A 15,657-nucleotide genomic window follows, 5' to 3' on the forward strand; every position below is an offset into this window, starting at 1 on the left:
TGAATTGGCGCACCATGTGAACGCTGGTCAAGCGGTGATGAGCAAGATCGCGATGATCGCTCAAACTGCACGCAATGCATCACCGAAATCAAAAGAGGTGCCGCTTAAGGCCAAAGCCGCGCTTGACCATCTTGACCGGTATTCTCGCCATGACGGAGCGGCGGCGTGAATTCAATCCGATTATTGCCGATTGTTATGGTCGCGGCATCGGCGCTGCTGGTGTTTAAGCTATTTGGTTTCATCTCTGGTGATTTGTATGTGTTTGGCAATCGCGAAGCTATTGCCCAGGAAGCTGAGGCTGAAGCCCTTGCTGAGGGGGCAGAGGATGGGGCTGAAGCCAATCCTGTTGTCGAGGCAACAAAGACCATCCTTGATTCTAATCGTCCAGCGGATGCGGTGGCTGTACAACTGGATTCGAAGGGCAATCTTCAGCAACTTAGCGATTCAACAGGTATTGCACTGACTGAGCTAGAGTTTTTAGAACGTTTGGGTGAGCGGCGAAAAGAATTGGACGAACGCGAGAGCCAGCTGGCCGTGCAAGAAGCGATAATTCGGGCCGCCGAAATACGTCTGGAAACGCGCGCAAACGAGTTAAAGCAGATTGAGGCCCGAATTTCCGCCCTTGTGGACAAAAAAGAAGGCCAAGAAGAAGAGAAATTCAAGGCTTTGGTGGCCACATATGAAAATATGAAAGCCAAAGATGCTGCCCGCATATTTGACCGTTTGGATATGATTGTTTTGGTGCGCATGGTTGAGCGCATAAATCCACGTAAAATGGCAACGATTATGGCGGCCATGGACTCTGAAAAAGCCGAGGCTTTGACGATCAACTTGGCCAATCCGAATTTGACTGAGCTTAATCAGCCTGCAAATGGTGGCGGCAATGATGATTTACCGCAGATTGTTGGGCAATAGGTTACGGAAAAGTAAGACGCCGTTAAGCCTACCGCTATAATTTGGTTGGAGTGAAAAGTCGGAGCCCATTGCGGTTGATGATCGTTAAACACGAGCCAAAAAATGCTGATCTGCGTTTTGTCGTTTTCCATTTATGGATAGCGATGATGTGCATTTTTGCGTTTGCAGGCAGCGCGTATGCCCAAACTACTGAGCTGGTTGAACGCGTGGAGTTGATTGCGCAGGGTCAAACGGGTTTCGGTCGAATGATCATCCGGTTCAAAGATCGGCTGAATTTGCCGTCCTATACGCTTAATATCCAGAGCGGTGTTTTGTCGCTAGAGTTTTCCAAAGCAATTGAAATCAATCTGCCAGATGTGACTGAGCATTTGGGCGACTATATTGCCGTTGGTCGGCTGGATCCGGACCGTAAGGGACTGAGATTTGGCTTGAAGCGCGAATATAGGATCAACAAAATTGAAGCCGGCGAGCGGTTGATTATTGACATCATCCCAACTGATTGGACGGGGTTAGACCCAGCTTTGCCTGAGGAGGTCGTGAAAGAACTTGCGTTGCGGGCAGAGCAGGCCGCCTTGTTGGCGGAACGCCGCCGAAAAGCAAAAATTGCCCGTGAATCCAAACCTGAGATGGAAATCAGGTTGGGGCGACACCCCACGTTCTCTCGACTTGTTTTTGATTGGTCGATGGAGACGGAGGCCGAATTCAGTGTTGAAGATCGCGTCGCCTCTTTGAGGTTTGAATGGCCGGTTGACGTAGATCTGTACAAAATCAATTCAGATCTCCCCCCTGAAATTCTGAGCGTGACAAAATCGGTTTCTGATGATGGGCTGTTGCTGATGTTTGAGTTGGCCGAAGAAGTAGACCCTCGGTTTTTCAACGAACAAAAACGTCGTTACACGCTTGATTTAGATTTCTCCAACAATGAAAGCATTAGTGTGCCGCTTTCCGATCTTGTTGAAGGGAATATTCCACAAGATCTGGAACTCACCGTGGAAGAGGAAGAAAAAACGCCCGCGGTTATCATGCAAGAGAACAAGTTAGCGCGCGGACCAACCTTTTCACGACAAACGTCAATCACCCCTTTTATCAATAGAATAGGTGCCACTGTACGTCTGGTTTTTCCGTTTGAACAAGATACCCCTGCCGCTGTGTACAAACGCGGTGGTTCTGTTTGGTTGGTTTTTGACACCCATGTGACCATTGAGAAGCCCGCAGATATGGACATGATGGGTGGCATTGCTGAAGATATTGAAGTTGATAGTGCCGGCGAAACGCAGATTGTTCGATTGAATATGAATGCAGATCGGTTGGCCACGCTCGGGTCTGAGGGCCGTTCCTGGGTGCTTTCGCTGGGCGACATTCTCATTTCGCCGACTGAGCCAATGGTGCTGAGCCAAGACACTACGTCAACGGGTCGTGTGCGTGTCACGGCTGATTTGCAAAGACCAGCGCGGGTGCACCAGATCAGGGACCCAAATGTGGGTGACATGCTGTATGTCGTTACGGCATATCCGCCATCGCGCGCAGTTGTGCGGGATTTGGAATATGTTGACTTTCGAGCGCTGAAAGCCGTTCACGGGTTTGTGGTGAAACCCTTTGGCGATCAGCTAAGCGTCACTATTGAAGGTAGTCAGGTCATTATTGATTCGACTGACGGCCTGGTCCTGTCTGATGGTGCTGAACGCCGCACGGACCAAACGGAAAAAGACAAAGAGAGCCGTTTGGGTTTCCTCGATCTATCCAGTTTTAACGTTGGCAATCCGCAAGATTTTAGGGGAAAACTCGAGGAGATATCTAACCGGTTAACGCAGGTCGATGGCCCGACATTGGAGGCGACCAGATTAGAGCTTACAAGGCTTTATCTTGGCGCCAACTTGGCGCAGGAGGCGATCGGCGTGGCCACGGTCATATTGGAAGACACCAAGCGTCCGGTGCTCCAAGACAAGACCAAAATCGCAATTGCTGCTGCGAACGTTTTGGCATACCGGCCAAATGATGCGCTGGAATATTTGCTGGATGAAGCAATATCGGAACAAACAGATGCGATTATGTGGCGCACAATTGCGCGGGTACAACGTGCAGAATATGACATGGCGCGTGCCGATGCACTAAGATCGGAAGATGCGGTTTCAAGTTACCCAAGTTGGTTGCAAAATGAATTCTACTTTGCAGCGGCACGGGCGGCGGTAGAGGAAAACGATTCAAGTCTTGCCGTGCGCTATCTGGATGCAATTGATTTTGCGGCGCTTGATCGGGCAGGGTTGAGCAAGTACGACCTTATTTCTGGGCGTGTTGATGAAATCGAAGAACGTTATGAAGAAGCGTTAGATACCTATGGCGCGGTCATGAATGCGGACATTCGACCGACGCGTGCTGAGGCGGTTTACCGGACATTGGTCATTCTGGAAAAGACCAAAAAAATTGACATCGAGAAAGCAAAGCAAACGCTGGAGCTGCAATCATTGACGTGGCGCGGTGGCTTCCTTGCTGCAAAAATTCAACACATGATGGGACAATTTCAATTTCGCTCAGGTGACTATCGTGCCGGGTTTGAAACGCTCGCATTGATGGCGGCTGAGAACCAAGACACGCCAGACGAGACGGCCCTTTACGAAGAAGCAAAGCAGGTGTTTGCGGACCTTTACTTGAATGGCGAGGCGGATCGGTTGGATCCGATTTCGGCATTGGCCATATTCTATGACTTCCGCCACTTGGCACCGGTTGGGTCCAAGGGCGATGAAATGATCCGCAACTTGGCACGTCGACTGGTGAAAGTGGATTTGCTGGAACAAGCCGCCGGGTTGCTTGAATATCAAATCGACAATCGCTTAGAGGGTGTTGCCCGCGCAAAAATCGCCACGGACCTCGCCATTATTCAGATTGCAAATCGTCGTCCGGACCTGGCCCTGAAAACGCTTTATCGGACGCGGCTTGCGAACCTGGTGCCCACCATTGAGCGCCAGAGACGCATTTTGGAGGCCAGAGCGCTGATTGACGCGGGGCGCGATGAATTGGCGGTGGATATATTGCGCGGCCTAGAGGGACGCGATGCCGCCTTGTTGGAAGTTGATGCACATTGGTCGGGCAGACGTTACCGGGAAGCTGGCGAAATGCTGGAACGGATATATTCTGACGGTCTGCCCGAAGGTGCACTATCGATCACGGTGCGCAATCATTTGGTTAAGGCTGCGGTTGCCTATACTTTGGCAAGCGATGAAATTGGTCTGACGCGGCTGCGCGCCAAATATTCCGGCCGGATGGCTGGAACACCAGAATGGCCGGTTTTTGAATTTGTGACGAGCAAAACGGCATACGGCACAGTTGAGTTTAGGAAACTGGCGAGACAGATCGCCGATGTTGACTCATTGAATTCGTTCCTGAATGCCTACAAAACGCAATATGTTGAAAGCGGTGCGATTGCGCCGCAGCCGGACGTGCTTTAGCGCTTTTATTGGATATAATGGAGTTTACCCAAAACTTCGAATTAGCGATCCTGCGACAAGATTCCAGCCATCAACCAGCACAAAGAAAATCAGCTTAAACGGTAGCGATATTACAATTGGTGGCAGCATCAACATACCCATGGACATCAGGACAGAAGAGACAACCATGTCGATGACAATAAATGGTACGAATAATAAGAACCCGATTTCAAACGCGCGGCGCAGTTCGGAGATCATAAAAGCTGGGACCAAAATTGTGAGCGCTAAGTCTTCAGGGTTTTCTGGAATCTCGGCTTCAGTTAGATCAAGGAACAACTGAACGTCTTTGTCGCGCACATGTTGCCGCATGAATTCATGCAAAGGCGCCGCTGCAAGCGGCAGCGCTTCCTCGATCTGCAGCTCTCCGCTGACAAGTGGGGCGATGCCCTCGTCATAAGAACGTTGCAATGTCGGGGCCATCACAAAGGCCGTTAGAAAAAGCGCCAGTGAGATCATCACCGAGTTTGGTGGGGCTGTTTGCAGGCCGATTGCGGTGCGAAGTAAAGACAGCACAACAACGATGCGCGTGAACGATGTCACCATCACCAAAATCGAAGGTGCAAGCGAAAGCACCGTGATAATTGCGACCAGTTGAACCGCGCGCTCGGTCAGCGTTGTTTGATCACCAAAATCAACAGATATATCTTGTGCAAGGGCCGGAAATGCAATGAGAGACCCAACAAACATGACGCCAAAACAGACGCCAGAAAGTTTTAGGCAACGCCACAATGTTGCTTGAATAAATGCTTTGTCGAGCGTGCCGCTATTTGCTGTTCGCTGGCTTTCGTCCGCGCTCTTTAGACGTGTCCGTTTTGTCGTCCTTATCAACATCTGCTCCATGCGCCGCTTCTATTTTGGGCGCTTCCTGAGCAGTCAATTTATCTGAGTCGTTGGATTGTTCGTCGTTATTTTGATCTAACTCGCTTCTATCCACGCCTTTGTGACGGGTGACCGGTCGCAAAATCCCCGGGTAGCGTAGTGAAGACGCCGTGGAGTCCGGTTTTGATTTCCCCAATTCGCGCAATTTCTCAATTGCTGTAACATTGGTTGCTGGCTCATCTGCTGTCGGCGATGGCGTGTTTGGCACGATGCGTGGGGCAGGGCGAGCAAAGGAAGTTGTGCCCATATTTGCCGGCTGTGCCGAAATTGGTTGTTTTGGTGCAGGTACTGTGGGCTCATTCACAATCGGTTCGACCTTTGGTTCAGCTTTAGCTGTCACCGTTTGGCTTGGCGCTTGGTTGGAGCGTTTAACTGGGGATTTTTGGGTCACGGATTCTTGGGGATCAATGCCGGTTTCGATCACCACGTCGGTGGGACCGCCAATCATGATCAAATGCTCCAAATTATCGCGTCGAATGATCACCAATTGTCTCTTGTTGTCGACCGTTGCCGTGCTGACGACACCCAACCGTTTCATGCGATTGCCCAAGCCGTTTCGGCTTGCATTGAACGCAAATTTGAGCAACCAAACCACGAGGATGATGGCGACAATAGTAATCGCGAGGCCACCTGCAAGAATCCAGATATTGCTGTCTATATTGCCAAAAAGATCGCTGATAAAGCCCATTATTTCGCCCGTTTCCCCGTTGATGCCCGTCCGCGCACCGCGATTGCAGCACCGGATGTGGGAAATTTATTCCCATGAACTCAGCTATACAAGCAATTAGGGCAAGGGCAAGGCCGAAAAATGCGTAAATATTGCAATATGGGAGATATCGTTAATGCGGCGTTAACTAAATGGGCGGCAATATCTGCCTAGTAGAAGTGGAGGCCCATTTATGTCGATTTCAGATTTGCCTTTGTTCCAAGCTCTTGGCCAAAAAATGAAGTGGCACCAGACACGCCAATCATTGCTGGCCGAGAATGTTGCGAACGCAGAAACGCCTGGCTATCGCGGACGTGATCTTAAGGCATATTCTTTTTCCGACCAAATGAGTGCGTTAAAGATGTCAAACGTGTCTACGCGCTCAACCGACGCACAACATTTCAGTGTAACCGGGCAGGGAGCTGACCAGTTTGGCGTTCAAAAAATGAACAGCTTTGAAATTACGCCGGAAGGCAATCAGGTCGTCTTGGAAGACGAAATGATGAAAGTGTCTGGGAATCAACTGGATTACCAAGCTGTGACCACACTTTATACGCGTTCGATCAAATTGATTAGAACAGCACTGGGTAAAGCCTAGTTTGGTTTCTGGCTGATCAGTAGGAGTAGATTATGACGGACTTTATGAGTTCATTGAAAATAGCCGCTACGGGATTGCAGGCCCAGTCTGCGCGGATGCGCATCATTGCTGAGAATATGGCAAATGCTAGTTCGGCAGCGAAGACGTCGGGTGGCGAGCCTTATCGGCGCCGTGTGCCAACTTTTGAGGCCGTATATAATCGCGAACTTCAAGCCAATCAGGTCGAAATTGGCAAAGTCAGTTACGACATGAGTGATTTTCAAAGCCGCTATGAGCCCGGACACCCGGCTGCTGATGAGCGTGGCTATGTGCTTTACCCGAATGTGAACACGTTGATCGAAACGATGGATATGCGCGAAGCACAACGTACCTATGAAGCTAATTTGAATGTAATTACGACGTCCCGCCAAATGATGGGCGGTACGTTGGATATTTTGCGTGGGTAGCACGCGTTAACGGAGAGCCAATTGCTGCACGCCTGTTGGGGAACAGAACTGTGGTAAGGCAAAAGTGAAGTTGGGGAATGAAATGAGCGTACCGTTTTCTGCGGCATCGAATGCCTATGCGAGTGCAACCAAACTTGTTGATCAGGCCTCCAAAGCAGCGCCAGGCGGAGCCGTCGGAGAATTGGGCGCTGTCCCTGATTTCGGCAAGTTGGTTGCCGAATCTATTGGTTCGGTTGTTGAAAGTGGGCGTCAAGCAGACAAGACGGCGTTAGATCTTGTTGATGGAAAGTCTAACGTGGTTGATATGGTGACTGCAATTTCGGAAACTGAAATTGCGCTCCAAACTATGGTAACGATTCGTGACCGGGTCATCAGCGCATATGAAGAGATTATGCGGATGCCAATTTAGGGTATCTGTTTACCCTGACTGGAGGCTAGAATGACCGGTGCGCAAGTGCTTGATGTTGCACAGGACGGTATTTGGACGTTGATATACGTTGCCTCACCACTGATGCTTGTTGGCTTGGTTGTTGGTGTTGTCATCGCTTTGATACAGGCCTTGACGCAAATTCAAGAACAAACATTGGTGTTTGTGCCTAAAATGTTGGCCATATCTATCACGTTGGTGGTTTTGTTGCCCTTCATGGGTGCATTGATGAGCGGTTATATGGACCGCATTGCCGACCTTATAATTTCTGGTGGTTAGATCTAGTGTGTAAACGGGACCTAGACGATGAGCATTGATTGGCTCCCGCAGACAGCTCTGATTTACATTCTTATCTTTGCGCGCTTGGGCACCATGATTATGCTCATGCCCGGTTTCAGCTCTCAGCGTTTGCCACTGCGCATGCGCCTGACCTTAGCGCTGCTCTTTACTTTCATCATGTATCCGCTGATTTCGCAGAATTACCCGCGCCAAGCGGTCGCGTTTTATCCAGCACTTTTCTTGTTGCTCTCAGAAATCGCAGTGGGGCTGATTATTGGGGGTGTGTCGCGGATATTGACATCTGCGGCGCAAGTGGCCGGGACCATTATTGCATTTCAAACTGGCCTGTCATTTGCGCAAACTGCAGATCCGACACAAGGCGGCGTACAGGGGGCGATTTTTGGCAATTTCATTGCCGTGCTTGGGATTACGCTTATCTTTGCGCTCGATTTGCACCACCTTGTTCTTGTGGCGATTTACAGGAGTTATTCGATTTTTGAGCCCGGCATGGCACTAGACCTACAAGATGCGGCGGATATGGCCATCGATATTGTGGCGGGCACTTTTGTTGTGGGCGTGCAGATGTCTGCGCCGTTTATTGTCTTTGGTCTTGTGTTTTATTTCGGTCTGGGCCTGTTGGCGCGCCTTATGCCGCAGCTGCAGGTGTTTTTCATTGCCATGCCAGCAAATATTGCGATCGGGCTGCTGCTGCTTGCCTTGTTGCTCACCATGATGATGACTTGGTATATGAACCACATTGAGCAGTTTTTGCTTAAGCTGATCGGGTAGGGCGGCATATGGCAGACGAACCAGATAAGTCTGAGAAAACCGAGGAGCCTACCGAGAAAAAGCTCGAGGACGCGCACAAACGTGGGGATGTGGCCAAGAGCCAAGAGCTTACCACTTGGTTCATGATGCTGGGGATGACTTTTGTGCTTGCGCTTATGGCGCCAATCACCGCTTCGGGTTTGGTTGAGCAACTCAAAATAATAATGGTGAATGCGGATCAGATTGAAGTGGGCGGGGCCGCTTTTGATGCCTTTTGGCAAAATCTGGTGGGTACCGTGTTGATTGTTGCGGTTTTGCCATTGCTCATTATGTCCGCATTCGGGATGGCCGCGAATTTGGTGCAGCACCGACCAGTTTGGTCACTTGACCCTATAAAACCAAAATTTTCCAAAATATCGCCGTTGGCTGGTGCAAAACGATTGTTTTCAAGTGAGGCACTCGTGAATTTTGGTAAAGGGCTGGCCAAGTTGACTATTGTTTCCGTGATCATGTTTTTGGTGATGTGGCCGGAACGAGATAGGCTAGACACCATTATTACGGCCGACCCATCAATGATTATGCCCGTGTTTCAGGAAATGGCCATTAAAATAATGCTGGGCACAATTGCTGTCGTCACCGTTATTGCCGGTTTGGATGTTATGTACCAGCGTAACAAATGGTGGGAAAAGCAAAAAATGACCATCAAGGAAATTCGCGACGAGTACAAACAAATGGAAGGCGACCCCAAAGTCAAAGCCAAAATTCGACAATTGCGGTCAGAACGCGGTCGCAAGCGGATGATGGCGGCCGTGCCTGATGCAAGCGTAATCATCACCAACCCAACGCACTATGCGGTGGCGCTAAAATATGAGCAGGGCATGGGTGCGCCGGTTTGTTTGGCCAAGGGTACCGACGCAGTGGCATTAAGAATTCGGGAAATTGCCGGCGAAAACGAAATTCCGATTGTTGAGAATCCGCCTTTGGCGCGGGCATTGCACGCAAGTGTTGAAGTCGAAGAAGAAATACCGACAGAGCACTTTAAGGCCGTTGCTCAGGTTATCGGTTATGTGATGCAGCTGCGCAAATCCCGTTCATGGAGCGCCGGGTAATTCAAACATGTTTTGTAAAAAATGTTCGAATTAACGAAAAAATACTGTGCAATCCCGCCAAATGCTAAATAATGTCTTAAACTTGCTTGATGCGAGCGTAACTAATGATGTTGATTAGATACAACAATTTTCATGATTCTTGTGGGTTTTTGAGCGCTTGGTAGCGCTCAGCACAAGACAGAATAGGGGCAAACAATGTCCATGACGCCGCTGGCCCAAGATAGTTATCCGCAACCCGCTGCACAGGCACGCTTAGGCGGCGGTGGCATATGGCGTGTCATTCTGCTTTCCGCGCTGTTTGTCGGGCTGGCTGTTGCCTATTCGATTTACGGTGACCAAATCCCCGCTGACATGCTTTTGCTAGTGCTTGGTTTGTTGGCCGTTATAGGTGTGTTTTGCCTTTTTGGGTTGGCCGCAGGACTGTTCAAAATCTCCCATTCGGATGATGGGCCGGCGCTGCAAAATGCGATTGTGGACAGTTTAGACTATGGTGCGGTTGTTGCAGATCGCGAAGGCCGCATTGTTTATGCAAACGCGGCTTATGGCGAATTGATTTCTGGGCTGGACCGTAAATCAATCGTGAGTGTGCCCCGTCTATTTGCAAGCGCAGCGGAAGCAAGCGAAGCCATTTACCGGCTTTCGCGCGCCGCGCATGATGGTCGCCGGGCCGTGGAAGACATTCGACTGACAGATGGGCCGGGTGCAAACGGGGTTGAAAATGCACCTGTTTGGTACCGCGTATCTGTGCATAGTTTGCCAGAAATCGAAGGTGCATCGGGGAAAAAACTGGTGCTGTGGTCGGTGCAAAATATTTCGCGCGACCGTGAACGGCAGGAAAACATCTTTTTGGAATTGCAGAAGGCGATTGACTATTTGGACCACGCTCCGGCTGGTTTCTTTTCGACCGATGGACGCGGCAAAATTCAGTATCTCAATGCAACTCTTGCTAATTGGCTTGGTTATGATTTGGCAGAATTTGATGCCGGTTCGTTGCGTTTGTCCGAAATCGTACGCGGCGATGGCTCGGGTCTTTTGCTTGGTGGCAGCAATGACGGTCAAATTAAAACTGAAGTTATCGATATTGATTTGGTGAAGCGGGATGGCACCAACTTTCCGGTCCGGCTGTTGCACCGTGCGGCGCGCCTTGCAGAAGGCGATTTGGGCGAAACGCGCACGTTAGTGCTTGATCGCGCGCCGGGTATTGATGCGTCAGAAGAATTGCGCAATGCAGAAGTTCGGTTCAGTCGGTTCTTTAATGACACACCTTTTGCCATTGCCGCACTGGATGAAGACGGCAATATCGTGCGCACAAACGCACCCTTTATGCGCACATTCGGCAATGAGCACGGCGAGAAAGCAACTGAAGGCTTGCCGCTTACAGAACTTGTTGTTCCCGAAGCCAAATCCCGGTTTGTGGCTGCCATTGATGCGGCAAAATCAAACCAGTCAACTATTGAACCGGTTGATACTGTGCTGGCGGCAAATGAAGAGCGCAGCGTTCGTCTTTATGTTTCAGGCATTGCCGATGGCGATGGCAGCGGCGAACGTGTGATTGTCTATGCTTTGGACACGACTGAACAACGCGTTCTTGAACAGCAATTTGCACAAAGTCAAAAAATGCAGGCTGTCGGCCAATTGGCAGGCGGTATAGCACATGATTTGAACAATATTCTGACAGCGATTATTGGCTTCTCCGATCTCTTGTTGCTCAACCTAAGGCCGAATGATCCGTCGTTCAAAGACACGATGGAGATCAAGCAAAATGGTAACCGTGCGGCGGGGCTTGTTCGGCAGTTGTTGGCGTTTTCGCGTCGGCAAACACTGCGATTGGAAGTGCTGGAAGTGTCATTGCTGGTTGATGATCTGACGGTGCTTTTCAAGCGGTTGATCGGTGATAGCATAACGTTGACAGTGGATCATGCGGCTGACATTTGGCCGGTACGTGCCGACCATATTCAGCTCGAGCAGGTGGTGATCAACCTGGTCGTGAATGCGCGCGACGCGATGCCAGGCGGCGGGCGTGTAAAAATTCGCACCAGCAATGTGGGCGCGCAGGAAGCGGCGACCTTCAATTATCGCGGCATGCCTGCGGCTGATTATGTGTTGATCGAGGTGGAGGACACGGGCACAGGGATTCCGCCTGAAGTGCTGGCGAAAATTTTTGAGCCATTCTTCACCACTAAAGACATTGGTAAAGGCACAGGCCTTGGCCTTTCAACGGTGTATGGCATTGTCAAACAAACTGGCGGGTTCATCTATGCGGATACGGAAATGGATTTGGGCACGACGTTCAAGATATTCTTGCCCCGCTTTGTGCGCAAAGAAGAGAAGTTGCCAAAGCCGGATACAGACTTGCCAGCCAAGGTGCGCGATTTAACGGGTAAAGAACGCATTTTGATCGTTGAGGATGAAGACAGTGTGCGGGCATTTGCGTCACGGGCGCTGGCCTCGGCAGGTTATGTGGTGCACGAGGCGGACAGCGGAGTAGAGGCGCTTGAAGTGCTCGAAGAAATTGACGGCGAAATCGAGCTGCTTATTTCAGATGTTGTAATGCCCGAAATGGACGGGCCGACGCTGCTCACTCACATGCGCGAACGGTATCCTGACATCAAGGTGATTTTTGTTTCTGGCTATGCAGAAGAAAATATTCGCAAAGGGTTGGAAGATGACAGTTCTGTCGAATTTTTGGCGAAGCCGTTCTCTTTGAAGCAGCTCGCCCAGAAAGTGAAAACCGTGTTGTCTGGTGCAGAATAAACAAGGCCAACGCACAATCGTTTAGCTTGCTATGCGGCGCATAATCTCCTCAAGTGGGCCACGCTGGAAACGCTTGCGCCAAAAATAGACGTAGATTGCTGAGATAACGACAAATTCAATAGCGGCCCAAAGCGCAATTGGCGCTGTTGTTGTTCCAATCAACCCGAATGTCTCTAACATGCTCATGCCGATCACGATGTGAGCGATATACAGGGTGAGCGTTTGCTGGCCTGTTTGGCAAAGCGTTTTGATGAGCGTGTTTTGATAAATCGCCTTGGGCAACATTAAACAAAACCCGATAACCAGCATGGCTGTACTTATGCCGTTCAGCATATAAAGGGGGCCGGGCGGAATGGGCGATGTGGAAAAGATTGCCGCGGCGTCGGCTCCAATGTTTGTTGTTAGGACGTTCACAGACACCGCACTGAGCAAAGTTACGATCATCAGCCCGGCTGTGCCGAAAATGGCCATGCGGATGGCATTGGCAGATGTTGACAGGTCGAGTTTTGCCAAGAAAATACCGAAGCTGAAAAATGCCAACCACGGCACAACCGGGTGCCAGCCGTTGAAGAACAAGTTCGAAATGAACCCCATTGGCGTCCAAAATCCGCTATAGCTTAGCGTGTTCCAGTCCCAACCAGCATCATAGTTGAACACCAACATTAGGGCTGGCGACGTTAAGATGATAGCGCTGGTCGCGCCGAGTAGGGCCTTGCGTGAAAGAGGCAACAACCAAATGCCGATGGCGAAATAGAACGCGTAATAGTGAATAATATCCGCGTCAAAAACCAACATATTGACCAAACCAACACCGAGTAAGAAACCTGCGCGTTTTAGCATGATCGCATGGAAATGGTCGCTTACAGACTGTTGGTAGGCGAGGGACACGCCAATCCCGGCAAGAACAACAAATGTTGCTGCGGCTTTGCCTTCCAAAAAGGCCAAAATATCCGCCAAAAAAGAAATAGACGGGCTTTGCGGCGCACGCATAACCACCTGAAAATTGACGACGACCATACCTGCGAACGCAAAGAATCTTGCAAGATCCAGTCCCTGTATGCGCCGGTTTTTCATATCGGTTCTTTCGTTATTACGAGAATGATCATTCTAATATATGATGATTCTCTCGAAATCAACCAATCTGAGCTGTTACGTCTGGCGCAATTTGGGTTCAATTGCCTTGCCTATAAGTCAACAATCGCGCATCAAAAGAGAACAAAATATGAATATATCTGAATTTAGTGTTTTGTTACAATCGTTTATATTGATTGACATGGGTCGAAAAATGTGAGAACAAATACAGTACAAAATAAATAAAGAAATAGATTTGCCCGATGGATTGCATGACGGCGCTGGTTTTGGAATAAGGAGAAGGTAATGGCTAATTCTCAACTTCGCGTGGTCGAGGGGGGTTCTATGGATAAGAACAAGGCGCTGGAAGCGGCATTGTCGCAGATCGAGCGGAACTTTGGTAAAGGTTCAATCATGAAGCTGGGTGAAAACACAGCGATTGAAGTTGAATCAGTTCCAACAGGTTCGCTGGGCCTTGATATTGCATTGGGTATTGGCGGCTTGCCACGTGGGCGTGTTGTTGAAGTATTTGGTCCTGAGAGTTCGGGTAAAACGACATTAGCTCTGCACGCGATTGCCGAGGCGCAAAAGGCTGGCGGCATTTGTGCCTTTGTTGATGCGGAGCATGCGCTTGATCCCATTTATGCGCGTAAACTTGGTGTCAATATTGATGAATTGCTGATCTCACAGCCTGACACGGGTGAGCAAGCGCTTGAAATCACGGACACACTTGTTCGCTCTGGTGCCATCGACATGTTGGTTATCGATTCTGTTGCGGCGCTGACCCCGAAAGCTGAGCTTGAAGGTGAGATGGGTGATTCTTTGCCTGGCCTGCAAGCGCGTTTGATGAGCCAAGCGATGCGCAAGCTGACGGGTTCGATTTCACGTTCGAAAACGACTGTACTGTTCATCAACCAGATCAGAATGAAAATTGGGGTGATGTTCGGTTCACCAGAAACCACATCGGGCGGTAATGCGCTGAAGTTTTATGCTTCTGTCCGTCTGGATATTCGCCGTATTGGCGCGATCAAAGATCGCGACGAAGTTGTTGGCAATCAAACCCGCGTTAAAGTGGTCAAAAACAAACTTGCGCCACCATTCCGGCAGGTTGAATTTGACATCATGTATGGCGAGGGTATTTCCAAAACCGGTGAGTTGCTCGATTTGGGTGTGAAGGCTGGTATTGTTGAGAAATCAGGCTCGTGGTTCTCTTATAATAGTGAACGGCTAGGGCAGGGACGTGAAAATTCACGACAGTTCTTGAAAGACAACCCACATATTGCTTTTGAAATTGAGGCAGGGGTGCGTGAAAGTGCCGGACTTAGTACTGACAACATGATTGAGCCACCTGCACTTACTGAAGTTGATCCAAAACTTATTGAACCGGCTACGAAGTAACGGAAGTTCAATAAGCTGTGCAATCCCTTGGGAAAACTCCCTTGTGCTCGATAATCCTCACAAAAGGCGCTGACGCAAGTTGGCGCTTTTTTTGTGATGCCAATGGCCATGTGCACACTCAACTAGACAGGGGGCATTGCGCAGGTTAAAACCAAAAAAATGTCAATTGCTCCAGTTACTCTGGAGCCCCCAACAAACCGGCAGGCTTTATGAGTAGCGTCAACCAAATCCGCTCAAAATTTATCGACTATTTCAGTGAGAATGGTCATGAGGTCGTCGCGTCCGGTCCCTTGGTGCCGCAAAATGACCCGACATTGATGTTTACGAATTCAGGAATGGTGCCGTTCAAGAACGTCTTTACAGGTCTTGATAAGCGCCCCTACAGCATGGCCACTTCAGCGCAGAAATGCGTACGCGCTGGCGGCAAGCACAATGATCTGGACAATGTTGGGTTTACCGCGCGTCATCATACTTTTTTTGAGATGATGGGCAACTTCTCGTTTGGCGATTATTTCAAAGAAAATGCGATTGAGCTGGCGTGGAATCTGATCACCAAAGAGTTTGACCTGCCGATTGATAAGCTTTTGGTCACGGTCTATGCCGAGGATGATGAGGCGTTTGACCTTTGGAAAAAGATCGGCGGCCTTTCTGAAGACAAGATTATTAGGATCGCTACTTCTGATAATTTTTGGTCAATGGGTGATACGGGGCCTTGCGGTCCGTCTTCTGAGATTTTTTATGATCACGGGGATCAAATCTGGGGCGGACCACCGGGATCGCCGGAAGAAGATGGCGATCGATTTATTGAGATCTGGAACTTGGTGT

General features: G+C 49.7%; 14 protein-coding genes. 11 read left to right on the forward strand and 3 right to left on the reverse strand.

The genetic code is table 11. From position 1 onward, the window contains the following. Nucleotides 1-165: 165 nt before the first annotated feature. Both ACJAZW_RS12885 and ACJAZW_RS12890 read left to right on the forward strand, forming a co-directional pair. Nucleotides 166-915 (forward strand): MotE family protein, encoded by a 750-nt coding sequence (locus ACJAZW_RS12885; protein WP_415158737.1) that lies wholly within the window; start codon nt 166-168, stop codon nt 913-915. A gap of 77 nt (nt 916-992) precedes the next feature. Beyond that, on the forward strand, nt 993-4,358 hold the full coding sequence (locus ACJAZW_RS12890) for a hypothetical protein (RefSeq protein WP_415158739.1): 3,366 nt from the start codon (nt 993-995) through the stop codon (nt 4,356-4,358). Nucleotides 4,359-4,382: 24 nt separating this feature from the next. Here ACJAZW_RS12890 and fliP read toward each other — a convergent pair whose 3' ends face one another. Together fliP and ACJAZW_RS12900 are read right to left on the reverse strand one after the other, a co-directional pair. Beyond that, the gene (fliP, locus tag ACJAZW_RS12895; RefSeq protein ID WP_415158761.1) at nt 4,383-5,084 is read right to left on the reverse strand and encodes a flagellar type III secretion system pore protein FliP; all 702 of its coding nucleotides are present in this window, start codon (nt 5,082-5,084) and stop codon (nt 4,383-4,385) included. 76 nt (nt 5,085-5,160) lie between these two features. After that, nucleotides 5,161-5,964, reverse strand: a complete 804-nt coding sequence (locus ACJAZW_RS12900; protein ID WP_415158741.1) for a hypothetical protein — start codon at nt 5,962-5,964, stop codon at nt 5,161-5,163. Between the two features lie 211 nt (nt 5,965-6,175). Between ACJAZW_RS12900 and flgB the strand changes: the two genes are divergently transcribed. The 7 genes from flgB to cckA all read left to right on the forward strand — a co-directional run bounded on the left by flgB (nt 6,176) and on the right by cckA (nt 12,363). Beyond that, nucleotides 6,176-6,580, forward strand: coding sequence for a flagellar basal body rod protein FlgB (gene flgB, locus ACJAZW_RS12905; protein WP_415158743.1), 405 nt, complete (start codon nt 6,176-6,178; stop codon nt 6,578-6,580). A gap of 32 nt (nt 6,581-6,612) precedes the next feature. Continuing rightward, nucleotides 6,613-7,026 (forward strand): flagellar basal body rod protein FlgC, encoded by a 414-nt coding sequence (gene flgC / locus ACJAZW_RS12910; RefSeq protein ID WP_415158745.1) that lies wholly within the window; start codon nt 6,613-6,615, stop codon nt 7,024-7,026. Nucleotides 7,027-7,108: 82 nt separating this feature from the next. Then, the gene (locus ACJAZW_RS12915) at nt 7,109-7,435 is read left to right on the forward strand and encodes a flagellar hook-basal body complex protein FliE (protein ID WP_415158747.1); all 327 of its coding nucleotides are present in this window, start codon (nt 7,109-7,111) and stop codon (nt 7,433-7,435) included. Nucleotides 7,436-7,465: 30 nt separating this feature from the next. Then, nucleotides 7,466-7,732 carry a flagellar biosynthesis protein FliQ gene (gene fliQ, locus ACJAZW_RS12920; protein ID WP_415158749.1) on the forward strand — a complete coding sequence of 89 codons (267 nt, stop codon included), beginning with the start codon at nt 7,466-7,468 and terminating at the stop codon, nt 7,730-7,732. Nucleotides 7,733-7,759: 27 nt separating this feature from the next. Further along, the gene (gene fliR, locus ACJAZW_RS12925; RefSeq protein ID WP_415158751.1) at nt 7,760-8,521 is read left to right on the forward strand and encodes a flagellar biosynthetic protein FliR; all 762 of its coding nucleotides are present in this window, start codon (nt 7,760-7,762) and stop codon (nt 8,519-8,521) included. Between the two features lie 8 nt (nt 8,522-8,529). Continuing rightward, complete coding sequence (gene flhB / locus ACJAZW_RS12930; protein ID WP_415158753.1) at nt 8,530-9,609, forward strand: flagellar biosynthesis protein FlhB; 1,080 nt, start codon at nt 8,530-8,532, stop codon at nt 9,607-9,609. A gap of 201 nt (nt 9,610-9,810) precedes the next feature. Then, nucleotides 9,811-12,363, forward strand: a complete 2,553-nt coding sequence (gene cckA, locus ACJAZW_RS12935; protein WP_415158763.1) for a cell cycle histidine kinase CckA — start codon at nt 9,811-9,813, stop codon at nt 12,361-12,363. Between the two features lie 21 nt (nt 12,364-12,384). Here the strand turns inward: cckA and ACJAZW_RS12940 are convergent, their stop codons facing one another. Beyond that, nucleotides 12,385-13,437, reverse strand: coding sequence for a DUF418 domain-containing protein (locus ACJAZW_RS12940; protein ID WP_415158755.1), 1,053 nt, complete (start codon nt 13,435-13,437; stop codon nt 12,385-12,387). Between the two features lie 303 nt (nt 13,438-13,740). Here ACJAZW_RS12940 and recA point away from each other — a divergent pair, with 303 nt between their 5' ends. After that, nucleotides 13,741-14,832 carry a recombinase RecA gene (gene recA / locus ACJAZW_RS12945; RefSeq protein ID WP_415158757.1) on the forward strand — a complete coding sequence of 364 codons (1,092 nt, stop codon included), beginning with the start codon at nt 13,741-13,743 and terminating at the stop codon, nt 14,830-14,832. Between the two features lie 209 nt (nt 14,833-15,041). Beyond that, on the forward strand, nt 15,042-15,657 hold a 616-nt coding region (locus ACJAZW_RS12950; RefSeq protein WP_415158759.1), incomplete at its 3' end, for an alanine--tRNA ligase-related protein.

The sequence above is a fragment of the Maritalea sp. genome (genome assembly GCF_047634455.1).
Lineage (GTDB): Bacteria > Pseudomonadota > Alphaproteobacteria > Rhizobiales > Devosiaceae > Maritalea.